The sequence below is a fragment of the Klebsiella variicola genome (genome assembly GCF_000828055.2).
In the GTDB taxonomy this organism is placed as follows: domain Bacteria; phylum Pseudomonadota; class Gammaproteobacteria; order Enterobacterales; family Enterobacteriaceae; genus Klebsiella; species Klebsiella variicola.
This window is the reverse complement of sequence record NZ_CP010523.2, coordinates 3,571,486-3,594,879: the sequence shown is the minus strand read 5'-3', so window position 1 is coordinate 3,594,879 and position 23,394 is coordinate 3,571,486. Positions and strand designations below refer to the sequence as shown.

At 57.0% G+C, this 23,394-nt stretch carries 22 protein-coding genes, 1 tRNA gene and 2 pseudogenes; 13 read left to right on the top strand and 12 right to left on the bottom strand.

All coding sequences use genetic code 11. From position 1 onward, the window contains the following. Positions 1–10 precede the first annotated feature (10 nt). Positions 11–469: a methylglyoxal synthase gene (gene mgsA, locus SP68_RS16930; RefSeq protein ID WP_008805898.1), complete on the bottom strand. Its 459-nt coding sequence runs from the start codon at positions 467–469 to the stop codon at positions 11–13. Between the two features lie 153 nt (positions 470–622). On the opposite strand from mgsA, the gene SP68_RS16925 reads away from it, so the two are divergent. Then, complete coding sequence (locus SP68_RS16925) at positions 623–1,036, top strand: CoA-binding protein (protein ID WP_002898434.1); 414 nt, start codon at positions 623–625, stop codon at positions 1,034–1,036. A gap of 29 nt (positions 1,037–1,065) precedes the next feature. Here SP68_RS16925 and hspQ read toward each other — a convergent pair whose 3' ends face one another. Next, positions 1,066–1,383, bottom strand: coding sequence for a heat shock protein HspQ (gene hspQ, locus SP68_RS16920; RefSeq protein WP_040975191.1), 318 nt, complete (start codon positions 1,381–1,383; stop codon positions 1,066–1,068). A 59-nt stretch (positions 1,384–1,442) separates the two neighbouring features. Then, the gene (rlmI, locus tag SP68_RS16915) at positions 1,443–2,645 is read right to left on the bottom strand and encodes a 23S rRNA (cytosine(1962)-C(5))-methyltransferase RlmI (protein WP_040975193.1); all 1,203 of its coding nucleotides are present in this window, start codon (positions 2,643–2,645) and stop codon (positions 1,443–1,445) included. Positions 2,646–2,835: 190 nt separating this feature from the next. On the opposite strand from rlmI, the gene SP68_RS16910 reads away from it, so the two are divergent. Genes SP68_RS16910 through yccX form a run of 3 tightly spaced genes read left to right on the top strand, consistent with a single transcriptional unit; the run spans position 2,836 to position 4,526 of the window. Continuing rightward, a complete protein-coding gene (locus SP68_RS16910; RefSeq protein WP_008805901.1) occupies positions 2,836–3,390 on the top strand; it encodes a YbhB/YbcL family Raf kinase inhibitor-like protein in 555 nt (184 codons plus the stop codon). 17 nt (positions 3,391–3,407) lie between these two features. Further along, on the top strand, positions 3,408–4,196 hold the full coding sequence (locus SP68_RS16905; RefSeq protein WP_008805902.1) for an AraC family transcriptional regulator: 789 nt from the start codon (positions 3,408–3,410) through the stop codon (positions 4,194–4,196). Positions 4,197–4,244: 48 nt separating this feature from the next. Beyond that, positions 4,245–4,526, top strand: a complete 282-nt coding sequence (gene yccX, locus SP68_RS16900; protein ID WP_012542291.1) for an acylphosphatase — start codon at positions 4,245–4,247, stop codon at positions 4,524–4,526. On the opposite strand, the gene tusE is transcribed toward yccX, so the two are convergent. Then, positions 4,523–4,852 (bottom strand): sulfurtransferase TusE, encoded by a 330-nt coding sequence (gene tusE / locus SP68_RS16895; protein ID WP_002898457.1) that lies wholly within the window; start codon positions 4,850–4,852, stop codon positions 4,523–4,525. The genes yccX and tusE overlap by 4 nt on opposite strands. 88 nt (positions 4,853–4,940) lie before the next feature. Continuing rightward, complete coding sequence (gene yccA / locus SP68_RS16890; protein ID WP_002898458.1) at positions 4,941–5,600, bottom strand: FtsH protease modulator YccA; 660 nt, start codon at positions 5,598–5,600, stop codon at positions 4,941–4,943. A 268-nt stretch (positions 5,601–5,868) separates the two neighbouring features. Between yccA and SP68_RS16885 the strand changes: the two genes are divergently transcribed. The 4 genes from SP68_RS16885 to SP68_RS16870 all read left to right on the top strand — a co-directional run bounded on the left by SP68_RS16885 (position 5,869) and on the right by SP68_RS16870 (position 10,856). Continuing rightward, on the top strand, positions 5,869–7,494 hold the full coding sequence (locus tag SP68_RS16885) for an ABC transporter substrate-binding protein (RefSeq protein ID WP_032739475.1): 1,626 nt from the start codon (positions 5,869–5,871) through the stop codon (positions 7,492–7,494). A gap of 147 nt (positions 7,495–7,641) precedes the next feature. After that, a tRNA-Ser gene (locus tag SP68_RS16880) sits at positions 7,642–7,729 on the top strand. Between the two features lie 297 nt (positions 7,730–8,026). Continuing rightward, positions 8,027–10,453 (top strand): glycogen/starch/alpha-glucan phosphorylase, encoded by a 2,427-nt coding sequence (locus SP68_RS16875; protein ID WP_040975200.1) that lies wholly within the window; start codon positions 8,027–8,029, stop codon positions 10,451–10,453. A gap of 64 nt (positions 10,454–10,517) precedes the next feature. Further along, positions 10,518–10,856, top strand: coding sequence for an STAS domain-containing protein (locus SP68_RS16870; protein WP_022066071.1), 339 nt, complete (start codon positions 10,518–10,520; stop codon positions 10,854–10,856). 38 nt (positions 10,857–10,894) lie between these two features. Here SP68_RS16870 and SP68_RS28945 read toward each other — a convergent pair. Next, positions 10,895–11,608 (bottom strand): annotated as a pseudogene (locus SP68_RS28945) (EAL domain-containing protein); the annotation flags it as partial. Between the two features lie 216 nt (positions 11,609–11,824). Next, a pseudogene (locus SP68_RS28940) lies at positions 11,825–12,430 on the bottom strand (CSS-motif domain-containing protein); the annotation flags it as partial. A 403-nt stretch (positions 12,431–12,833) separates the two neighbouring features. Here SP68_RS28940 and SP68_RS16860 point away from each other — a divergent pair. The 4 genes from SP68_RS16860 to SP68_RS16845 all read left to right on the top strand — a co-directional run bounded on the left by SP68_RS16860 (position 12,834) and on the right by SP68_RS16845 (position 17,640). Continuing rightward, positions 12,834–13,850 (top strand): iron ABC transporter substrate-binding protein, encoded by a 1,017-nt coding sequence (locus tag SP68_RS16860; RefSeq protein WP_004179245.1) that lies wholly within the window; start codon positions 12,834–12,836, stop codon positions 13,848–13,850. Between the two features lie 21 nt (positions 13,851–13,871). Next, positions 13,872–15,446 carry an ABC transporter permease gene (locus tag SP68_RS16855; RefSeq protein ID WP_008805909.1) on the top strand — a complete coding sequence of 525 codons (1,575 nt, stop codon included), beginning with the start codon at positions 13,872–13,874 and terminating at the stop codon, positions 15,444–15,446. Between the two features lies 1 nt (position 15,447). Further along, the gene (locus SP68_RS16850; protein WP_023297343.1) at positions 15,448–16,476 is read left to right on the top strand and encodes an ABC transporter ATP-binding protein; all 1,029 of its coding nucleotides are present in this window, start codon (positions 15,448–15,450) and stop codon (positions 16,474–16,476) included. A gap of 243 nt (positions 16,477–16,719) precedes the next feature. Continuing rightward, positions 16,720–17,640, top strand: coding sequence for a GGDEF domain-containing protein (locus tag SP68_RS16845; protein WP_008805910.1), 921 nt, complete (start codon positions 16,720–16,722; stop codon positions 17,638–17,640). Here SP68_RS16845 and SP68_RS16840 read toward each other — a convergent pair. Then, positions 17,637–18,470, bottom strand: coding sequence for a helix-turn-helix transcriptional regulator (locus SP68_RS16840; RefSeq protein WP_008805911.1), 834 nt, complete (start codon positions 18,468–18,470; stop codon positions 17,637–17,639). The genes SP68_RS16845 and SP68_RS16840 overlap by 4 nt on opposite strands. A gap of 261 nt (positions 18,471–18,731) precedes the next feature. Between SP68_RS16840 and SP68_RS16835 the strand changes: the two genes are divergently transcribed. Beyond that, positions 18,732–19,499, top strand: coding sequence for a phytanoyl-CoA dioxygenase family protein (locus SP68_RS16835; RefSeq protein ID WP_040975203.1), 768 nt, complete (start codon positions 18,732–18,734; stop codon positions 19,497–19,499). A gap of 13 nt (positions 19,500–19,512) precedes the next feature. Here the strand turns inward: SP68_RS16835 and SP68_RS16830 are convergent, their stop codons facing one another. From SP68_RS16830 to SP68_RS16815, 4 genes are read right to left on the bottom strand one after another with little or no spacing between them, the layout of a single operon-like run. After that, the gene (locus SP68_RS16830) at positions 19,513–19,854 is read right to left on the bottom strand and encodes a PTS fructose-like transporter subunit IIB (protein WP_008805913.1); all 342 of its coding nucleotides are present in this window, start codon (positions 19,852–19,854) and stop codon (positions 19,513–19,515) included. 15 nt (positions 19,855–19,869) lie between these two features. Further along, positions 19,870–20,745, bottom strand: coding sequence for a [formate-C-acetyltransferase]-activating enzyme (locus SP68_RS16825; protein ID WP_008805914.1), 876 nt, complete (start codon positions 20,743–20,745; stop codon positions 19,870–19,872). Further along, on the bottom strand, positions 20,711–23,008 hold the full coding sequence (locus SP68_RS16820; RefSeq protein ID WP_022065193.1) for a formate C-acetyltransferase: 2,298 nt from the start codon (positions 23,006–23,008) through the stop codon (positions 20,711–20,713). Before SP68_RS16820 ends, SP68_RS16825 begins: the two co-directional genes overlap by 35 nt. 49 nt (positions 23,009–23,057) lie before the next feature. Further along, entirely contained in the window at positions 23,058–23,378 is a 321-nt protein-coding gene (locus tag SP68_RS16815) for a PTS fructose-like transporter subunit IIB (protein ID WP_004179264.1), read from the bottom strand. Positions 23,379–23,394 lie beyond the last annotated feature (16 nt).

Sequence of the window (23,394 nt, the reverse complement as noted above, 5' to 3'; positions counted from 1 at the left end):
CACGTGTGGGTTATTTCAGGCGCTCGGCAAGATAACGCGGATAATCCGGGATCAGAATATCGAGCGGCTGATTAAAGTGCGGTGACTGGATGATAAAGTCAGCGGTGGAGACGTTAGTGGCGACCGGAATGTTCCAGACGGTGGCCAGGCGCAGCAACGCTTTGACGTCCGGGTCGTGAGGCACGGCGTTCAGCGGATCCCAGAAGAAGATCAGCACGTCGATTTTGCCTTCTGAAATAAGCGCGCCAACCTGTTGGTCACCGCCCATCGGGCCGCTCAGCATGGCATTGACCTCCAGTCCGGTAGCCCGCGAGACCAGGTTACCGGTGGTGCCGGTGGCATACAAAACGTGTTGCGCCAGCAACGCCTGATGGCGAGCGACCCATTTCATCAGCATATCTTTACAGTGATCGTGAGCCACCAGCGCGATATGTTTTTGCGCGGACAGGGTACGAGTTGTCAGTTCCATATTTTCATTCCACATTTTGACCTGCAGACAGATTACTGAATGTGGCTGCCGCTGCAAGCATCGGGGTGAAAATTTTGTCGAATCTGTGGGTTAGCCTGGATGGCCGCCTGCTGCGGATTAGCATACACTTAGGTGAAATAGCAGGAGGAACCCATGAAAGAGAACGATATTGCCGGCATCCTGACGTCGACACGGACGATTGCGCTGGTTGGCGCCAGCGATAAACCTGACCGCCCGAGCTACCGGGTCATGAAGTATCTGTTGGATCAGGGGTATCACGTTATCCCGGTTTCGCCGAAGGTGGCGGGCAAGACGCTGCTGGGACAGCAAGGGTATGCGACGCTCGCCGACGTTCCGGAAAAGGTCGACATGGTTGATGTCTTCCGTAATTCAGAAGCGGCGTGGGGCGTGGCGCAGGAGGCGATAGCCATCGGCGCGAAAACGCTGTGGCTGCAGCTGGGGGTGATCAATGAGCAGGCCGCGGTGCTGGCCAGAGAAGCCGGATTGAACGTGGTGATGGATCGTTGCCCGGCCATTGAGCTACCGCGACTGGGATTAGCAAAATAACAAAAAACCCCGCCTGGCGGGGTTTTGTTTTAGTTGCGAAGGCGCGGAGCCTGCAGCTGCTGACGAATCGTTTTGGCCAGTTCGTCGAGGGACGGCTGTTCCGGGTGTTCGTCGCGGGTTTCGCTGCTCAGCTGCGCTTCTGCCAGATAGGTGTGGATCGGCTGACCCTCATCATCTTCCATCACCACATGGTACCAGGGCGCCGCACGCAGTTCGTCATTGGCGGCAATCTCATCCTCTTCCGGTTCCGCGAGTGAATACTCGGGATCGACATCGACGATGACACCCAGGTAGCCCAAGAGCGTATGGCGGACCTGTTGGCCGATACCGAATTTGCTGGCTATCATAGGCACCTCCTGGGAAACATGAATACTCCCTATATGAGGCTCATGTTTCGTTTTTCAAGTTACATGACGCGACAGGCAAACCCCTTCAGATACAGCCCTTCCGGGTAGGTTGCGATCACCGGGTGGTCGGCAGCCTGACGGAACTGTTCTATAAATTGTACATCACGCCCGGCATCAATTGCGGCATCGGCGATGATTTTCTGAAATAAATCGGTGGTCATCAGGCCGGAGCAGGAGAAAGTCAGCAGCACGCCGCCGGGGTTCAGCAGCTGGATCGCCAGCATATTGATATCTTTATAACCGCGGCAGGCGCCCATCAGCTGGCTTTTGTTTTCCACGAATTTCGGCGGATCCATCACGATCACGTCGAATTTCTCTCCCTGATCGCGGTATTTACGCAGCAGTTTGAACACGTCGTCGCGCACAAATTCCGCTTTGGACAGATCCAGTCTGTTGAGCTCGACGTTCTGTCGGGCGACGTCCAGCGCTTCCTGAGAGGTATCCACGCTGGTGACCTGGCGGCAGCCGCCCATCAGCGCTGACACCGCAAAGCCGCCAGTATAAGAGAAGCAGTTCAGCACCCGCTTATCCGCGACATAGCGGCGAGTAGCCAGGCGACTGTCGCGCTGGTCGAGGTAGTAGCCGGTTTTGTGCCCGCCCTGGATATCAACCAATAGTTTCATGCCGTGCTCGGTGATCGGCAGCAGCGCCGGGGGCAGCTCGCCCACCACCGGCCCCTGGGCCAGCTCCAGTCCCTCTTTTTTACGCACGGCGACATCGCTGCGATCGTAAATGGCGCAGTCCGGGAACAGGTTCTGCAGGGCGCTGATGATGGCGGCCCGCTGGTATTCGGCGCCTGCGCTGAGCAACTGCAGCACGAAAAAGTTGCCAAAGCGGTCGATAGTGACGCCCGGCAGCCCATCGGACTCGCCGGCGATCAGACGGTAGCTGTCGAGACCATCGCGCTCGGCCAGCCATGCCCGCCAGGTTTGCGCTTGCTGCAGGCGGCGTTCAAAGAAGGCGCTATCGATGGCTTCATTGCGGTCGAAGGTCCACACGCGGGCGCGGATCTGCGACGACGGCGAGTAAGCGCCGCGGGCCAGCCATTTTCCCTGATGGTCAACAATATCGATGGTTTCACCGCTGCGGGCTTTACCCTCCATGCGGGCGACGCCGCCTGAGAAAATCCACGGATGGCGACGCAGCAGGGATTTCTCGCGTCCTTTGGCTAACACTAAGCGGGGGAATAGGGAATCTGTCATGGAGCTACCTTTAAGCAACGGGAATGTCGGCACCGAAAAATGGCGCGTAGAGTAGCACACCTGGCGCACGCAAGCATCTTTCGCCCGGCAGGCACAGGTGAGCGTTTCGGCACAAAATGCAGGCGCTTCGGCACATTCAGTTTGTGCGGACTCTCATACCCTGTTTTCTCACCCCAACGAGGAGCAGACGATGAAAACAGGTATCCGCATGGCCGTGGCGATGGTCGCGGCAGTGAGTAGTGGCGCGATGGCTGCGCCGTTTAGCGTGAGCAGCGATGATATGCATGACGGGCAGGCGCTGGCCCGGAAGCACTGGTTTGCCGGTTTCGGCTGTACCGGAGGCAATGTCTCTCCGCAGCTGGCATGGAAAAATGCCCCGGCGGGGACGCGAAGCTTCGCGGTCACTGTCAGAGATCCCGATGCGCCTACCGGCAGCGGCTGGTGGCACTGGACGGTGGTCAATATCGCCAGCAGCGTCTTTTCGCTGCCCGCTGGCGCGGGAGATAAAAACAGCGCTACACTGCCGGGCGGAGCGGTACAGGGCCGCAACGATTTTGGCTATGCCGGTTTCGGCGGCGCCTGTCCGCCGGCGGGAGATAAACCGCATCGCTACCGCTTTACGGTATGGGCGCTGGATGTCCCTACGCTGCCGGTGGATGCCGGGGCCAGCGGGGCGCTGGTCGGCTATCTGTTACACAGCCATGCTCTCGCCAGCGTACAGTTGACGGCGATGGCCGGGCGCTAAAATAAAGGGTCGATCCGATGGAGAGTATCCACTTTCAGCATAACGCCTTAACCGCGGCAGAGGTCACCACCCGACGGCTGTGCAGACTGCATCGGGTGCGGCTGTTCTCCCCGGCGCTCTGTCGGGTGAAACGCGGCAGCAAAGTGATTGTGCAAGGGGAGAGCCGGGTGCTGGCGACGCCGCAACAGCTGATTGTGTTGCCGGCTGACGTTGAGCTGGAGGTGATTAACCAGCCGGAGAACGGCCTGTTTTGCTCCGATCTGCTGTCGCTGACCCCCGAGCTGCTGACGACGTTTAAGACCCGTTATCTCAGCGAACCACCCCCAGGGCGTCTGACCTCGCTCTGCGCCCCGGTGACGACAGAGCTGGCGTTTATGTGGCAAAGCGTTCTGCAGGCGGTGCGGGAGGGATTATCCACCTCTCTACAGCTCCACCAGACTATGGGCCTGCTGCTGGCCCTGCACGAGGCGGGCTATGCGGGCCCGCTGCTCGTCGAGCGGCAGCAGGATCTGTCGGCGCAGGTTCGACAACTGGTCATGCTGTCGCCGGCGCAGGCATGGAGCGTGTCGCGGGTGGCGAAAATGCTCTTTCTCGGCGAGTCCACGCTGCGCCGTCGGCTGCAGCAGGAATCGCAGAGTTTTCGCCAGATCGTCGAGGAGGTGCGGATGGCTCACGCCCTGGGGCAGCTGCAGACCACCTCGCGGCCAATAGGCGAAATCGCGCAGAACAGCGGATATCAGTCGGGATCGCGCTTTACCGCGCGCTTCCGTCAGCATTATGGTTTACTGCCGAAGCACGTACGCTGAGCGAATTTGCTATCCTCAGCGTAAAGTGTGAGCGAAAAGGAGATGATAATGGCCAGTATCTGCACGATGGCATGGGTTTACGGTTCGGTTCAGGGCGTGGGATTTCGCTATTCAACACAGCGGGAAGCGCTGCAACTGGGGTTGACCGGCTATGCCCGTAATCTGGACGACGGCGGGGTGGAAGTGCTTGCCTGCGGCGAAGCGGAGCAGGTGGAGAAACTCATCGCCTGGCTGAAAGCCGGGGGGCCGCGCAGCGCGCGGGTTGACCGGGTGTTAACCGAACCCCATCAACCCACCCGCAGCTGGGAAAAATTCGCGATTCTCTATTAGATGCACTTCACCGGCTTCGGCAGCCCGGCGATTTTGGTCGCCTGTTTGGCGGGGCCTTTCGGGAACAGGCGATAGAGATAGCGGCTGTTGCCTTTCTCTTCGCCAAACTTGTTGGCCATCGCCTTCACCAGCATGCGGATCGCCGGAGAGGTGTTGAACTCAAGGTAAAACTCGCGCACAAAGCGCACCACTTCCCAGTGTTCAACGGCGAGCGTTATCCCTTCCTGCGCGGCAATGACTTCCGCCATCGCCTCGCTCCACTGGGTGGTATCTTTCAGATAGCCTTCGCTATCCGTTTCAATTTCGTTGCCTTCAAAAATAAACATGATTTTTCACATACCGCCTGAAACTGGCCGCAGTGTAGCAAAAAAAAAGGCCCCGCATAAGCGAGGCCTCGGTGAAGCAGGGGAGCGGTTAGTCCCGGCTGGCGAAGCCCAGGATGCTCAGCAGGCTGACAAAGATGTTGTACAGCGAGACATACAGGCTGACCGTGGCGCGGATGTAGTTGGTTTCACCGCCGCGGATGATGTTGCTGGTCTCGAACAGGATGGCACCCGAAGAGATCAGGATGAACACCGCGCTAATCGCCAGATGAAGCGCCGGCAGCTGCAGGAACAGGTTAGCGACCATACCAATCAGGACGACCACCACGCCCGCCATCAGCATTCCGCCGAGGAAGGACATATCTTTGCGCGTCGTCAGCACGTAGGCCGAGCAGCAGAAGAAGACCAGTGCGGTGCCGCCCAGCGCCAGGCCGATCAAATCGCCCATGCCGGCAGAAAGGTACGCGTTCAGCATCGGCCCAAGGATATAGCCGAGGAACCCAGTGAAAGCGAAGGCGGAAATAATCCCGGTGGGTTTATTCGCCGTTTTGTAGGTCAGGAACATCAGACCGTACATCCCCACGAGGGTTAAAATCAGCCCCGGGGAAGGGAGCATCAGCACCGTGCTGGCGGTGGCGGTGATAGCGGAAAACGCCAGCGTCAGGCTGAGCAGGAAGTAGGTGTTACGCAGAACCTTGTGCGTGCTGAGCAGCGAGGAACGGTCACGCGATGATGTAATTATGCGATCCATGAGTCACTCTCTTATGACAGATGTAATTAGGGATAAAGAATAAGAAAAACAAGCGTGAAGCCCTAATGCTTTTACCCATCTTTACTTAGCTTTTGCCGCTTTTGCCCAGCATAAAATTCTACATGGATTGGGAAAAGCGATATGTTTTCGCGTTTCGCTTCGGTGAGCCGATCGAAATCTTATAGGTTGCTGAAATATATTGCTTTATTGAAATTCTGCGACTAAGTGTGGAAGGGGGAATAACTCCGTACGTTAAAGGCAAAGGGAAATGACATTACACCAAAACAATCACATCACGCGGACGCTCCTGGCAATGAGTCTGATGGTCATAACCGGCGGGGCGCTGGCGGCGCAGGTGCCGCCGGGCACCCAGCTGGCGGAAAAGCAGGAGCTGGTCAGAAATAACGGCAGTGAACCTGCCTCACTCGATCCGCATAAAGTCGAGAGCGACATTGAATTCAACATCATTAGCGATCTCTTTGAAGGACTGGTCAGCGTGACGCCTGCGGGGGCGATCCAGCCCCGGCTGGCGGAGCGCTGGGAAAACAAGGACAACCTGTTATGGACCTTCCATTTACGCCCCGGTCTGACCTGGTCCGACGGCACGGCCATCACGGCGCAGGATATCGTCTGGAGCTGGCAACGGCTGGTCTCGCCGGCCACCGCTTCCCCCTATGCGAGCTATCCCGGCAATATGCATATCGCCAACGCCCGCGAAATTGCCCTGGGGCAACAGGGACCCGAGACGCTGGGGGTGAAAGCGCTGAATGACTCCACGCTGCAGGTCACTCTGAACCAGCCGAATGCCGCTTTCCTGGCGATGCTGGCGCACCCTTCGCTGGTACCGATCGACAAAGTGCTGGTGGAGCGTTTTGCCGATAAATGGACCCGACCAGAGCATATCGTCACCAGCGGCCCGTATAAGCTGACCCAATGGGTGGTGAATGAGCGGCTGGTGGCTGAACGTAATGCGAAGTACTGGGATAATGCGCACACCGTTATTAATAAAGTGACTTACCTGCCCATCTCTTCGGAGGCTGCCGATGTCAACCGCTACAAAGCGGGGGAGATCGATATTGTTTATACGGTGCCGATCAATCAGTTTGCGCAGTTGCAGAAAACCATGGGCGATCAGCTGGACGTTTCGCCGCAGCTGGCGACCTATTACTACGAATTCAATACTACCCGGCCGCCGTTTAACGACGCTCGCGTGCGGCGCGCGCTGAATATGGCGCTTGATAAAGATATCATTGCCGGAAAAGTGCTTGGCCAGGGGCAGCGACCGGCCTGGGTGATCAGCCAGCCGGATATCGGTGGCGTGACGCTGCGCAACCCGGACTACGCCAGCTGGCCGCGCGAGAAGCGGATTGCTGAGGCGAAAAAACTGCTGGTGCAGGCGGGGTATGATGACAGTCACCCATTGGTCTTTACCCTGCTGTATAACACCTATGAGTCGCACCAGCGTATCGCCATCGCCGCCAGCTCTATGTGGAAGAAAAACCTCGGCGTCGAGGTGAAGCTGCAGAACCAGGAGTGGAAGACGATGCTGGATACCATGCATACGCATAACTTTGACGCCGTCCGCTATGCCTGGATCGCCGACTATGACGATGCCGCCACTTTCCTCAATACTTTCCGTACCGGGGATAGCGAGAACACCAGTCAGTACAGCAACCCGGCTTACGATGAGGCCCTGCGCAATGCGGCGAAAGCCTCCGACGTAGCGACCCGGGGCAAATACTATCAGCAGGCGGAAGATCTGCTGGCGCAGGATGTTCCCGCCATTCCGGTCTATCACTATGTGCGTACCCATTTAGTGAAACCCAGGGTGGGCGGTTTCACGCCGGATAAGCTGGGGTATTACTACACCAAAGACATGTACATTAAAAAATAGTCCTCTGGATAGCGGTCAGGGGCGCTGATTTTCTGTGCGAACTGCCTGAAATTCAGACGAATAACACAAAATTGTTTGTTTTTAAGGCAGTTGAACGAAATGGTGCTTTACAGCATCCGCCGAGGTGTTTATAGTGCGCCTCACACCGGAAGTGTGGCCGAGCGGTTGAAGGCACCGGTCTTGAAAACCGGCGACCCGAAAGGGTTCCAGAGTTCGAATCTCTGCGCTTCCGCCATATAAAAGAAGGGGTTACCGAAAGGTAACCCCTTTTTGCTTTTACCTGTAGCCGTCCTGACTGCACTTTACCTCCCGACTCCGCAAACCCGCCATGTCTGTAGCGTTATCGCTGGCGAAAAGGTGACGATCAATCCATTGCAAATGGTTGTTATTTTAATTATTCAGCCTCTCGTTATAAACGGCAATGGTGCTGAGGAATAAAAACCATTCGGCAAAATATCTTCGTCTATACTTGGAAAAATGATGATTTACCTGCCATGGTTTTTACGCAGATACAGAGACCAGAGAGGTCAGCATGCCTGACATTAACCCGCAAAATATCAAAGAATTACGGGCGTTGGTTGAACAGCAATTAAAGTACACATTGTGTGTTAGCTTAAATAAAGCTACGCATGGCGATATTTTTAACGCGGTGGCGCTGGCCATTCGTCATTTTCAACAGGATCATTTTTTGTTGAGCCAGACGCGGCAACGTGAAGAACGTAAAAAGCGTGTTTACTATCTGTCGATGGAATTTTTACTGGGACAGTCGCTGCGTAATAACCTTTTGAATATGAATTTACTGGCGGAGATGCACCAGGTGGTGAATGACCTGGGGTTTGATCTTGACCACCTTCTTGACGAAGAGCCCGACGCCGCGCTGGGTAACGGAGGATTAGGGCGCTTAGCCGCCTGTTTTATCGATTCGATGGCCACCCTTGATATTGCCGCATCCGGGCATGGCATCAAATACGAATATGGTCTTTTTCGCCAATCCTTTCAAAATGACCAGCAGATCGAGCATCCGGATGACTGGCATTCCATGCACTCCCCGTGGTTGGTCGAACATCATGCTCAGCAAATCCTGATCCCGCTGGGAGGCTATATTGAACACAGCGAAGATGTTGATGGCAATTACAATCCAATGTGGCTGGGCTGGAAAACGATTATCGGTATACCCCATGACTATTTCGTTTCCGGTTACCGGGATACGACGACCAACAAGCTGCGGCTTTATAGCGCGGTGGCCTCTGACTCCTTTAATATCCATATTTTCAATCGCGGTGATTATATCAAGGCGGTGAGTGATAAAATCGCGTCGGAGAATATTTCAAAAATACTCTATCCATCCGATGAGGTGCTGACCGGAAAAGAGCTGCGGCTGACGCAAGAGTATTTTCTGGTGGCCTGTACGCTGCGGGATATATTTCGCGACTATGCCGAGGTTAATGACGATATTACTTTCCTGCCGCAGCATGTGGCGATTCAGCTGAATGACACCCATCCGGCATTAGCGGTGGTGGAGCTGATGCGTATCCTCGTCGATGAACACCGGCTGCCCTGGGAGCAGGCGTGGGAGATAACGCAAAACACCTGTGCCTACACGAATCATACGTTGATGCCGGAAGCGCTGGAGACCTGGCCGGTGACGCTGTTTGAAAAACTGCTGCCGCGTCATTTGCAAATTATATTTGAGATCAACCATCGTTTCCTTGAAGAGGTGGCCCGGCGCTGGCCGGATAAAAATCATCTGTTATCTTCGCTGTCTTTAATCGACGAACATCACGATAAGCAAATCCGCATGGCCAATCTGGCGATTGTCGGTAGCCATCGCGTGAACGGGGTAGCATGGCTGCATTCGGAACTGGTCAAGAAACAACTGGTGCCCGACTTCTATTTTATGACCCCGGAGAAATTCATTAATCAGACCAACGGCGTCACGCCGCGACGCTGGGTGCAGCAGGCTAACCCCGGCCTGGCCGCTTTTTTGCACCAACAGCTGGGGGAAGGGTGGCCAACTGATTTACCCTTGCTGTCCAGTCTGGAAAGCCTGGCCGATGATACTGCTGTTATTGATAATATCCGGGCCATTAAATTTGCCAACAAAACCGCGCTCAGCCAGCTGGTCGCTCAACGCTATGGCATCGTCCTCGATCCGCTGGCGATGTTTGATTGTCAGGTCAAACGTATTCATGAATATAAGCGTCAGTTGCTCAATATTCTTCATGTGATCGCGCTTTACCTGGATATCAAAGAGACAGGGAAAACTATCGCGCCTAAGGCGCATTTGTTTGCGGGTAAAGCGGCGCCGGGCTATCGGATGGCGAAGCTGATTATTCAGTTGATTAATACCGTCGCCCGGAAAATTAACCGCGACCCGCAGGTCGCCGGACAGCTTAAAGTGGTTTTTCTCGAAGATTACAAAGTCTCGCTGGCGGAAAAAATCATTCCGGCCACAGACCTCTCCGAGCAAATTTCCACCGCCGGGACCGAGGCGTCCGGCACCAGCAATATGAAGTTTGCCATGAACGGCGCGTTAACCATCGGCACCTATGATGGGGCGAATATCGAAATCCGCGAGGCCGTGGGGAGCGATAATTTTTATCTGTTTGGCGCCGTGGCGGAAGAGATTGAAGAGAGCCGGCGCCTTGGGCATCACCATAATTTCTATCATCAGAACCCGGCTATGGCGCGTGTTGTCGATACCCTCGTGTCTGGGTTATTCACCAGCGATCGTGAGCTGTTTGCACCACTTCACCACATGTTGACTGAGGGCGATCATTACTGTCATTTACTGGATTTCGACAGTTATTGTCAGGCCCAGCGGCAGGCGATGGCCGATTTTGAACTGCCGGAACAATGGCACCGTCGGGCCTTACTCAATATTTGTCGGATGGGAGAATTTTCCAGCGACAGAACCATACGTGGCTACGCCCGGGATATTTGGGGTATCACCTGCTAAAGAGAGAACACGCCGGCCGAAAAAGGGACTCGTCGACGGATATCAGTCACTATTGAGGATGAGCATGAACGTTGAATTACATACCGAGCAGGGCGTAAAAATTATTGTACCTCTTGTGCGCCGACTGGATGCTTCCGTCGTGCAGTCGTTTAAGCAGCAGGTTCTGGAGGCTATCGACCCGGATACCAAAAACGTGCTGCTGGATCTGAGCCACGTCGATTTCATCGACAGTAGCTGCCTTGGCGCGCTGGTTTCCATTCTGAAAAGCGTCAACGGTCAGGGCGAGTTGGCGCTGTGTTCACTCAATGACACGATTAAAAACCTGTTTAAGCTCACCCGTATGGATCGCATCTTTTCCATTAAGGAGACTCGACAGGATGCGCTGAACACGTTCACTCAGTGATGACGTTGGTGCAGGCCCGCGGGTTATGGAGCGCCCGCTCATTCTTCGACAATCCGCGCCTTCGGTTTGCTCAGCAGGAGCATCACCAGCGCGACGTAGGGCATCGGCTTCCAGAAATAGTAGCCCTGCAGCAGATGAATATTCTGGCGATTGAGATACTCCAGCTGGACCTGGGTTTCGACACCCTCGGCAATGATGCGCAGTGACAGCGTCCGGGCCATCTCTATCACGCAGTCCAGCAGCTTGCTTGACGGCGCCTCCCCGGTTACCCGGCCGACAAAACTCTGATCGATTTTGATATAGTCGAAAATCAGCTCGTGGAGATAGGAAAGCCCGGAATAGCCGGTGCCAAAGTCGTCCAGCGCGATGGAAAACCCGCGGGAGTGTAACGTATTGAGCTTGTCCACGACCGCGTCGTTGAGCAACAGCGGCTCCTGCTCCGTGATCTCCAGCATCAGCTTCACCGCTTTACCCTCAAAGCCACGCTGATAGTGCAGGCAGTCATCGATAAACGACGGGGCGTTGATATGTGATGCGCTGATGTTGACGCCGATATGAAACCCGTCCGGCAGCTTACTGAAGATGGGTCTCATCTGGGCGGCGACCTGCGCCATCAGGCTGCGGGTCAGCGGGATAATTAAGCCGGTACGTTCGGCTAGTGGAATAAATTCAGCGGGCGAACGCCACTGCGCGGTGGTGTATTGCCAGCGGGCGAGAATTTCCACGCCGTAGATCTCCCCGGTTTTCCCGTTCACCAGCGGTTGATAGTAGGGAACGATATCGCCCTGGGCGATGGCGTAGCGCAGGTTCTCTTCTTCAGAGGTATAGACATTGAGGTATTTGCGCAGCAGGAAATAAAACAATAGCGAGACAGAGAAAATGAAAATCAGCAGACCGAAACCATTTTGAAATAAGCGGCCGGGGCTAAAAAAAGGCGACTCGGGATAGATAATGCGAAACGGGTAGTCCGGTGAGCTAAATATATCCTGATGTGGGCTGGCTTTCAGCGGCTCCACATCGCCATATCTGGCGATCATCTGATGGTTGACCGAGAGCGCCAGCCCGGCGTTATCCTCATCGCTATACAAGGCATCGCGCAAATGGATGTCGCTGATACTGACAATGACTCTCACCTGCGCTGAACGCGTGTGATAGATCAGCACCGGCCGCTTGTTAACCATCATCCTGGCGGGCAGCAGTTGCAGCAGCTCATCAGGCAAGGATTCCGGATGGAGCGTCAGTACCCGATTGCCGGGTAGCGACGAGCACCACACCTGGCCATCTTTTACCAGCACGATCGTGCGCAGATGCGGCTGCAGGGCGGCCTCAGTCCCGAGCTGGAACTGACCCTGCACGGAGCAACCGCGGCGGCTAACGTTCATTGCCGTCACCGTGGCGGCTCGGGCTTCATCCAGAATAACGGCGATTTTCTTCGCCGCCTGACGGGCGGCGGCGGCATGGGTGGCCTGGTCTGAATGCCACAGTTGCCAGTTAATGACGAACACGCCAGCCAGAAATACCACCAGCGCCAGGGAAAAGGAAATCCATGCGTTTCGCACTTTTGTCTTTTTCATTTATTACGCGTGCTATGTGAGGCGAGCATAAAATGAACCATCCATCCCGCTGAAAAGGCGTTATCCAATGATCGTAGAAGGGGGAAAACCTCCGCGATGACGGAGCATGTAAAAACATGATCAGTATCACAATACCCGCCGGCAAAGACCGCGGATAACGTACAGAGGCGGCTGTTCTGTCACGAAGGTAATAAAAAAATCGCAGCTTAATGTTTTCTTAATCTAAATTTCGGGGATGGATGGTTTTAAGCATTTTCTAATCCCTAATAACCGACCGGCGCTATTTTTTGCTTTTTTAAGTTTATGATAATTGTTTTCATTATCATTCTTTTTTTGCTGTGATTTAATCCTCTCCGCTCAGGCTATTTACCGTTTTTTGCCCTATTTCATTAAGGATGCGTTCATGAAATTTCGCTTATCGCCCCTCCGTACGGCAGCGCTGGTTGCCGCTTCTCTGTTTCTGGCGCCGCAGGGGATGGCGGCTGACGCTCAGAACGGGATTGTGGTTTACAACGCCCAGCACGAAAATCTGGTGAAGTCGTGGGTGGATGGATTCACCAAAGAGACCGGTATTAAGGTCACGCTGCGCAATGGCGATGACAGTGAGCTGGGTAATCAGCTGGTTCAGGAAGGCTCCGCGTCGCCGGCCGATGTGTTTCTGACCGAGAACTCGCCGTCGATGGTGCTGGTCGATAATGCCAAACTTTTCGCCCCGCTGGATGCCGCCACCCTGCAGCAGGTTCCGGCGCAGTACCGTCCGCAGCATGGGCGCTGGATCGGCATTGCCGCGCGCAGCACCGTTTTTGTCTACAACCCGGCGAAAATCAGCGAGGCGCAGCTGCCGCATTCCCTGATGGATCTGGCAAAACCGGAGTGGAAAGGGCGCTGGGCGGCTTCGCCATCGGGGGCTGATTTCCAGGCTATCGTCAGCGCGATGCTGGCGCTGAAGGGTGAGCAGGCGACTCTCGACTGGCTGAAGGCGATGAAAACCAACTTTGTCGCCTATAAAGGCAACAGCACGGTGATGAAAGCGGTCAACGCCGGACAGATCGACGGCGGGGTGATCTACCACTACTATCGCTTCGTCGATCAGTCCAAAACCGGCGAGAACAGCAAAAACACCCAACTGTATTACTTCAAACACCAGGATCCGGGCGCCTTCGTCAGCATTTCCGGAGGCGGTGTGCTGGCTTCCAGCAAACATAAGGCGCAGGCGCAGGCCTTTATTAAATGGATCACCGGCAAGCAGGGGCAGGATGCACTGCGCACCAATAACGCCTTCGAGTATGCCGTGGGGGTAGATGCGGCCTCTAACCCGAAACTGACCCCGCTGAAAGATCTGGATGCACCGAAGGTAGAACCTTCCTCGCTGAACAGTAAAAAGGTCATTGAGCTGATGACGCAGGCTGGCCTGCTCTGATCCTGAGGAAGTGATGTTGCTATGTCTGTTCTGAGTTTGTCGCTCGGAAAGAAAACAGGACGCCTGCCCGAGCGCAGGCGTCCTGCATTTCCGATGGTGGCGTTAGCGCTGCTGTTTTCATTGCTGGCGCTGTTGCCGTTAGGGTTTGTGGTGGCGGTTGGGTTCGACACCGGCTGGCCGACCATTAAAGCGCTGGTCTTTCGTCCGCGGGTAGGGGAGCTGCTCAGCAATACCCTGTGGCTGACGGTGCTGGCGGTCCCCATCAGCATTGTGCTCGGCGTGACGCTGGCCTGGCTGACGGAACGTACTGCCCTTGCCGGTCGGCAGCTGTGGTCGGCGCTGGCGGTAGCCCCGCTGGCGATCCCGGCCTTTGTCCAGAGCTACGCCTGGGTCAGTGCCGTGCCTTCGCTGCATGGCCTCTCCGCCGGGGTGTTTCTCTCGGTGCTCGCCTACTATCCGTTTATTTATATGCCGGTGGCGGCCGTGCTGCGCCGCCTCGATCCCACCCTTGAAGATGTCGCCGCGTCGCTGGGCACGCCGCCGTGGAAAGTGTTCTTCCGGGTGGTGCTCCCGCAGCTGCGTCTGGCAATCTGCGGCGGTGCGCTGCTGGTGGCCCTGCATCTGCTGGCGGAATATGGCCTGTATGTGATGATCCGCTTCGATACCTTCACGACCGCCATTTACGATCAGTTCCAGTCGACCTTCAGCGGTCCGGCCGCCAATATGCTGGCAGGCGTGCTGGCCTTGTGCTGCCTGGCGATCCTGCTGCTTGAGAGCGCCTCACGCGGTAAAGCGCGTTACGCGCGTATCGGCGCCGGGGCGGCCCGCGAGCAGAAGCGGCTTGTGCTGGGTAAAGGGGCCGCTTTTGGCGCGCAGCTACTGCTTCTGCTGCTGGTGATGCTGGCGATGGGGGTTCCCTTACTGGTCCTGTGCCGCTGGCTATGGCTGGGCGGCATCGACAACTGGCTGCATGCCGATCTCTGGCATTCTCTGCGCCAGACCCTGCTCCTGGGGGCGGGCGGGGCGCTGCTGACAACGGTTTGCGCGATCCCCATTGCGTGGCTCGGCGTGCGCTATCCGCGCCCGCTGTTCCGCCTGCTGGAGGGGTGTAATTACATCACCAGCTCGCTGCCCGGCATCGTCACCGCGCTGGCGCTGGTGACGGTCACCATCCACTACGCCCGTCCGGTGTACCAGACCGAAGTGACGCTGTTTCTGGCCTATCTGTTGATGTTTATGCCGCGTGCGCTGATTAACCTGCGCGCCGGTATCGCGCAGGCGCCGGTGGAGCTGGAAAACGTTGCCCGTAGTCTCGGACGCAGTCCGGCCCGCGCCCTGTGGAGTATCACTATGCGGCTTGCCGCGCCGGGCGCGGCCGCAGGTGCCGCGCTGGTGTTCCTTGGCGTCAGCAATGAGCTCACCGCCACGCTACTGCTTTCGCCGTTAGGCACCCGCACCTTGTCGACCGGTTTCTGGGCGTTAACCAGTGAGATCGACTACGTAGCGGCGGCACCGTACGCGCTGTTGATGATCGTCATTTCGCTGCCGCTGACCGCGGTTCTTTATATGCAGTCGAAAAAAATGGCAGGGTTGTAACATGCTGGAATTGTCTTCTATTTCGAAATCCTTCGCTGATGCGCTGGTCCTCGATAATCTCAATCTGACCGTAGCGCCGGGGAGCCGGACGGCCATTGTTGGTCCGTCCGGCTCGGGGAAGACCACGTTGCTGCGCATTCTCGCCGGTTTTGAAACGCCCGATCGCGGGCGGATCGTCATGCACGGTAAGTCTCTGTTTGCCGACGGTGTGTTTGTCCCCGCCCACCAGCGACGGATCGGCTATGTTCCGCAGGAAGGGGCGCTGTTTCCTCATCTTAATGTTGCGGACAATATCGCCTGGGGGCTCGACGCCAGCCGTGAGGAGAAGCGTCGCCGCGTGGGGGCGCTAATGGAGATGGTCGCCCTCGACCCTGGTCTGGCGAGTCACTGGCCACACGAAATTTCCGGTGGCCAGCAGCAGCGTGTTGCCCTGGCCCGCGCGCTGGCTCAGCAGCCGGCGCTGATGCTGCTGGATGAGCCGTTTTCTGCACTGGATACCGGGCTGCGCGCCAGCACACGCAAAGCGACGGCGGACCTGCTGGCCGAGACGGGGATCGCCTCGATTCTGGTGACTCATGACCAGAACGAGGCGCTGTCGTTCGCTACGCAGGTGGCGGTAATGCGTCAGGGGCGCTTCGCCCAGGTTGGAACCCCGCTGACGGTTTACTCGCAGCCGGTGGATGAAGAGACGGCGTTATTTCTTGGCGATGCCCTGATCCTCCCCGCACGCCTTAGCCCCGGCCGGGCAAGCTGCGCGCTGGGGGACCTGGCGACGGACGCACTGCATCCTGCTGGCGAAGGTAGGGTGATGCTGCGTCCGGAACAGCTGAGCGTCAGTGTGAGCGGGCCGCAGGAAAGTACCGCCATTATCCGCGATGTCGATTTCTCAGGCCAGCTTTCCACGTTGACGCTGTCGATGGCTGGGCACGAGCGGCCGATTGTCCTGCGAACCGTGAGCCAGCCGGCGTGGCAGCCCGGCGCGATGGTGAGACTGACGGTCAGCGGCAAGGCGCGAGTGTTTAGCGGCTAATCCCTGAGCAGGCGGCGCCGGCTATCGACGGCGCCGCACGGAAAGCTAATTAGATGGCGGATGAAGCCGCTAGTATCCGCGCCACTGACCTCGTCGCCATGGAGTGGTAGTACGTTGGAACAATTCCGCGGGGTCAGTCCAGTTCCCGCCATTTTACCGAACCGTCGCTTTTTCATTCGTCCCGCTACGCTTAACTGTTATCCTGTCTCGCGATCGGCCCTGTTGTTACCATGAGACACCGCTATGCCTGAACTCCATACTCCTGCGAATCGCCCCGGCCCGGCCGCTGTGGCCCGGGTGACGCTCCTGCCTGCGCTGCTGGTTATCGTCGCTGTTGCTGTCGGCTGCGCCCTGGTGTCGCCTCCGGTCGGTACACGACACGAGATCCTGACTAACCCCGGCCTCTATATCGATCTGCTGGCGTTGTTGTTTCTGGTGTTTATGCTGTGGAGCTCGGCGAAGGTGCGGATGAGCCACATTGCCGTCAACTGGGTACGCTATGGGCTGCTGTTGTGGATTGCCGGCGGCACCTTTGATGTGATGGATGAGATCGTGGTTCAGCCGCGCTGGATGGGCTACTACTGCGAAGATCTGCTGCGCCTCTCCGGGATGCTGCTGACCGTGGTGGGGGTCTACAAAATTATTGAGCGAATCAATTTGCTGTACGTCGATGCGCGCTCGCAATCCCTGAAGGATGAACTGACCCAGTTACCCAACCGGCGTTTTTTCATTGATACCATTCGCGAGAAGTCCGGGCATGCGCTGGGACTCATGATTCTGGATATCGATTTTTTTAAGAAAATCAACGATAGCTGGGGCCACCTGGTGGGGGATGAAGTGTTATTTTCGCTGGGGAAACAGCTGGCGAAACTAACCAGCGAGCAGGTCCAGCCGGCGCGGATCGGTGGGGAAGAGTTCGCCATTATCGTCGATGGCCTGTCGGAGCCCGAGCTGCACGCTCTGGCGCAGTCGATCCTTGCTAACGCTCGCACCATCCTGATCAATCATCAGACGCCGCTGTCGATCAGCATTGGCGTCGGAACCTGGCGGCCAGGCGAAGCGCAGGAGACGTTTATCCGTAAAGTCGACGAGGCGCTGTACAAGGCCAAGCATAACGGCCGCGGCCGCGTGGAGTGGGCGCCATCTGCCGGTGCGGCAGGTTAGGCCTGCTGCGCGCTACGGCAGTGTCGCCGATACTCCGATGGCGAGCGTTCTGTGTAGCGTTTAAAAACCCGGCAAAAATAGTTGCTGTCGACAAAGCCGCAATTGTGCGCAATCTCTTTCACCTTCAGGTCATAGCCGCGCAATAGCTGCTTCGCCTTTTCCAGGCGAACCCGGGTCAGATACTCATTAAATCCCACCGAGCCTGATTTCTGAAAAATATGCGATAGATAGTTGGGCGTGATGTGAAAACGTTTGGCTACCGATTCCCGCGTCAGCGGTAGACTGAGATTTTCCTCGAGGTAGTCCTGGACGGCGAGAAACAGATCCCGGCTGCGGCTGACGCGCATCTCCAGCCCGACCAGCTGTTCACGACAATGACTCAGCAGCGCGGCGATCACCAGTCGCGCGGTCAGCGGATCGGGCTGCAGGCTGACTTCATTCAGGCTCAGCAACAGGTAGGAACCCACGCGCGGCCCAAGCCGGGAAACGCTCTGTTTTTCCGTGTGCAGGCTTTTTCCGTCCCAGCGCTGAATACTGAATCCCAGTTTCTGCCGACCAAACAGAATGCTCAGGGTAGTGGCCGGACCGGTCCACTGCGGCAGCGTCCACTTCCCCGCCTGCACGTACAGTACCTGCAGCGTGGTTAACGTCGAGGCGGCCAGCGGCAGTCCCTGTTCATTCAGTTGGCCCTCCAGCACAATTTCCAGACGCGGAAACGGCACGTTGAAGGCGAGGGCAGGCACGGAGATATCCGGCTCAGGAAATCTCACCTGTAGGTGATCTTTTTGACCGATTAACCGATGCAGTATATCCGGCAGATCTTCAATCATTCTTTGCCCTCAGCATGCGCATTATCCTGTTGATGGTAATCTATTTTTTCCTTCCCGGCAGCGTTAGTTTAGCCATTTTGCGCAGCGGATTGCCGGCCAGCTGTAGCGCATGCATCGCCGGAAAAGAGATTATTGATGTCCATCACACTTTGTGGGCTCGCGTACGTATGTCCAGTTTTTTGTAGCGCTCGCCTCGTGTCATGCCGCGGAGGGACCAGTAGAGTTTGTTTGTGTTATCGGAACGTTAAAAAGGAACGTAAAATGAACTCATCATCGGCTAACTTTCTCGATGCGTTAGGCGCCAGCCAGACGCTCAGCGCGCAAATGAAACACGAGCTCGACACCCTCGGCTACACCGTCGTGCATAACGTCGTTGACGCCCAGTGGCTGAGCGAAATGCGCCTGCTCATTGACACCCTGGTTGAACGCGAAGGCGATAATCTGGCGATGGAGCACCATCAGGAGGCGACGGCGACGCGGATCGCTAACCTGATTAATAAGGGGGTTATCTGGGAGAAAGTCTGGTCACACCCGCTGATCCTCTCCGCTTGTCGCTATATCTTCAACGGGGATTTTAAAGTCTCCAGCCTGAACGCCCGCGAGGCGCTGTATAACGGCGGCCACCAGCCGCTGCACGCCGACTGGAAAAAGCCGCGCCCGGATTTTCCCAAAGTCCACCTGGTGAATACCATCTGGGCGATAGACGATTTGAGCGCCGCCAACGGCGCGCCGCGGATCATTCCTGGTACCCACCTCCGCCCCGAGTTACCGGAGGAGGTGCTGGCCGACCCGGAACAGGCCCATCCCGATGAGATTGTGTTTGCCGCGCCGGCTGGCAGCGTGATGATCTACAACGCCCACGCCTGGCACGGCGGCACCCGTAATCGTGAAGGCAGCAGACGACGCGTACTGCATGGGTTATATATCGATCGTGCGGATACGCCGCAGCAGGACCAGCGGCGCTGGCTCACGCCGGAGACGGCAAGCCGCCTGACGCCGTCGCAAAAGTGGCTGCTGGATGTAGAATAAGGCCTGTCGCCGGTCAGGGAAGTTCTACATAGACGACCGGCTTTTTCATGATGCTTTTCACGGCCTCGACGATCTGCTGCGGCTGCAGCAGGAAGCTCTTGATGCTGGTTTTAATCGTCCGCAGGCCGCGAAAGCGCTGGGGGTCGTCGATTTCGATATCCGTCACCAGCAGCACCACTTCGGCGCGGGCGATATCTTCCGCGGTGATCCGATTTTCTACGCCGAGCGCCCCCTGGGTTTCCACCTTCAGGTGCCATTTTTCATGATGACCGACCTTTTCCAGTCGTTCGGCGGCCATGTAGGTATGCGCCACCCCGCTGACGCAGGCGGTGACGGCGACAATATTGAAGTCCATAACATCCTCCTGGCGTTAACCGCCGATAGTGACGTGGAAACCGGCCGCTTCGGCCATCACCCGATATGGTTGAATTTCCGCTTCGTCAGGCGCTTTCACGCTGGCCAGCGTCCAGGGTTTGCCCAGCAGACGGTATTTGGGCTCGCCATATTGATGAAACGGCAACAGGTGCATTTCTTTTAGCGCGAAAGGGGCGAGGAACGCCAGAATTTGGCGAAAATTATCGGTATTCAGTGTGTAGCCCGGGATCAGCGGCACCCGCGGGATCAGGTTGATTTTTCTCGCCGCCAGCTGGCGAAAATTGTCCAGCACCCGTGGCTGATTCATTCGCAGCAGCGACCGCGCCCGCTCAGGTTCCATGATTTTAAAATCAAACAGCACTTCATTGCAGGCTTCGGCCACCGGCAGGAAGCGGTCAAAAGCGCCGTCGCCCGCGGTTTCGATGGCGGTGCGGATCCCCCACTGGCGCAGGCGCTGGAGAAAGCGGGCGGCAAACCCGGCCTGCATGAGCACTTCGCCCCCGGAGAGGGTGACGCCGCCGCCGGAGGCGCGAAAGAAGACCTCATCCTTTAGCACCTCCTGCAACAGGTTATCCAGCGTCACATCGCGGCCAATCTGTTCCCACGCTCCGGACGGACATTCGGCGACGTCCTGCTGGCAGCGGGTGCAGCGCAGGCATTTACTCTCCCGGCGCAGGGTCTGAATCCTGGGTGAAATTGATTCGGGATTGGCGCACCACGGGCAGGTATGAGGGCAGCCTTTAAAAAAGACCACCGTGCGGATCCCCTGGCCATCGTTGAGCGAGTAGCGCTGGAGGTTAAAAATACGCGCCCGATCGGCGCGCGTGTCGATGACCTCACAGCTGATGCGCGGTGCGGCGGATAATGTCATCCTGAATCTCCTTCGACAGCTCAACAAAGAAGGCGCTGTAGCCCGCGACCCGTACCACCAGACCGGCAAAGTCCTGCGGCCGCTGCTGCGCTTCACGCAGGGTGTCGGCATTGACCACGTTGAACTGAATATGCTGCAGCTTGAGCTTGCAGAAGGCCTGTAAAAAATCGGCCAGTTTGTTCAGGCCGCCGTCGCCGGCCAGCGTTGCCGGAGTGAATTTGACGTTCAGCAGCGTACCGTTCGACAGCAGATAGTTATCCAGCTTGCTGACCGATTTCAGCACTGCCGTCGGCCCCTGGGAATCCTGACCGACCATCGGCGACAGGCCGCCGTCCGCCAGCTGTTCGCCGGCCAGTCGCCCGTCCGGGGTGGCGCCCACCACCGAACCCAGCGGCACGTGCGCGGAGACGGTGTAGGAGCCGGGGGTAAAATGGCCGCCGCGCGGGTTCAGATACTGCTCGACTTCTTTGCAGTAAAAACGCAGCAGATCGGCGCTAATATTGTCGACATCGTCGATATCGTTGCCGTATTTGTCAAAATGGTTAATCAGCCGGGCGCGGATTTTTTCCCCTTCCGGCGTCTGGAAATTGGCTTTCAGCACGGCCATCAGTTGGTCAAAGCTGAGACGCTGCTGGTCGAAGACCATACCCTTCAGGGCGTACAGCGAATCGCTCAGGTTAGCGATTCCGATACCCTGAACGCCGGAGAAGTTATAGCGCGCGCCGCCAGCGGTGATATCTTTGCCGTGCTGCACGCAATCTTCAATGAACGAGGAGAGCAGCGGGACCGGCGCCCAGTCGCGGTGGCCGATATCGCAAATGTTGCTGCCCTCGACCATCAGCTTGATGTAATGGCGAATTTTGTCGCGGATCTGGCAGATAAGGCCGTCCCAGCTGACGTCAGGCTGATGTTCATTTTCCTGCAGCACAATTTCCATCACCTTCAGCAGATTAAACATGGCGATATCATGCAGGCCGTAGGTGCGCCCTGGAATAGAGAGCTCCACGCAGCCGACCACCGCGTAATCGCGGGCATCTTCCAGCGACACGCCGCGGTTAAGGAAGGCCGGCACGACCACCTCATCGTTGAAAATCTGCGGGATCCCGGTACCCAGGCGAATGGTCTCAGCGGTTTTACGCAGGAACGGGCGATCAATCAGCTCGTTGACCCGCACGCCCAGATTCGGCTGCGGCAGCTGAACGTTTTGATAGGCGTCGAGGCATAAAAATGACAGCACGTTGACCGCGCTGCGCCCGGTGTCCGTCAGCCCGCCGAGCAGGGCGGTATAGCCGGTGGGAAAACCCGCGAAATAGCGCGCGCTGCTGGAGGAGCGTAGCAGGACGATATCGTTGCATTTCACCCACAGCGACTCCAGCAACTCCTTGAGATACGCGGGATCCTGACCCTGATTCAGCGATGCCTGATAAAACGGCAGCATATACTGGTCAAAACGCCCCAGCGAAATCGAGCTGGCATTGGATTCGTACTGCAGAATGATATTCATATACCAGAACAGCTGGCAGGCCTGGGGAAAGTCCGTTGGCCGGTGTTGCGCGTTGTGGCGCGAAATAGCGGCGATGGTTAACAGCTCCTGCTGACGCTGCGGGTCCTGACAGTGCCCAGCCATCTCCTCGGCCAGCGCGGCGTAGCGCAAAATATGGCGCTGGGAAGCTTCCAGCAGGATCAGTACCGCCTGATAAAAGGGGTTCTCCGGTTGCCGGGCGCAGTGCGTTTTGAGTTCGGCGACCAGGGCGCCAAGGCCATGATTCAGCAGCCGTGGATAGTCGATGATGATATGGCCCTGGCCTTTATCGGTCTGGTTCACGCTAAATATCTGGGTGTTGACGGCGGCCTTGACCTCTTCGGTCATCTGGCCGTTGATGAAATCTTTCATTGAACGCTTTTCCCAGTAGGGGTACAGCGTTTCGCGGTAGATTTGCTTATCTTCTTCGCTTATTGCGAAGCGGTCCTGGGGGCGGGTCGGGAAGGCGTCGAGCTCGTTGAGCAGCCAGTAGGGGTCCATCTCGGGCGACATAATCCCTGCCCGCGGTTTGACGGTGCGGTTGCCGGCGATCAGTTCATCCTCACGAATCGAAATCATCACCTTATCGAGGATCCACGCGGTGGCTTTCGCCCGGCGGATAATCACCGGCTCGCCCTCCGTCTGCCGATGGCTGGCAGTGTAGAGTAATGCGCGCTCAAGGGAGATTTCGCGCGGCTGGGCGAACAGGCTGGCTTTCAGGCGTTGGGTACGATTCGTCATGATAAACTCCATGTTGTGGCGAAGGGCGCGAAGGCGCCCTTTTAAGGCTTCAGGCGCTCTGGGAAAGGTGGCTGTCTATCTTGTTCATGATGGCGTCGGCGCGCTTGACCGCATCGCTGATATTGACGCGCACGATAGTTTTCCCGGCAAAACGCTCTTCGAATTTGATGCCGATATCTTTGGTTAGAATGACCATATCGGCGGCGGCAATCTCCTCCGCCGTCAGTTCGTTTTCAATGCCAATGGAACCCTGCGTTTCAACCTTGACCTGCCAGCCTTTGGCTTTGGCGGCGCTTTCCAGCGATTCAGCGGCCATGTAGGTGTGAGCCACGCCCGACGGGCAGGCGGTGACAGCGATAATGTGGGTCATAATCTGTTCCTTCCAG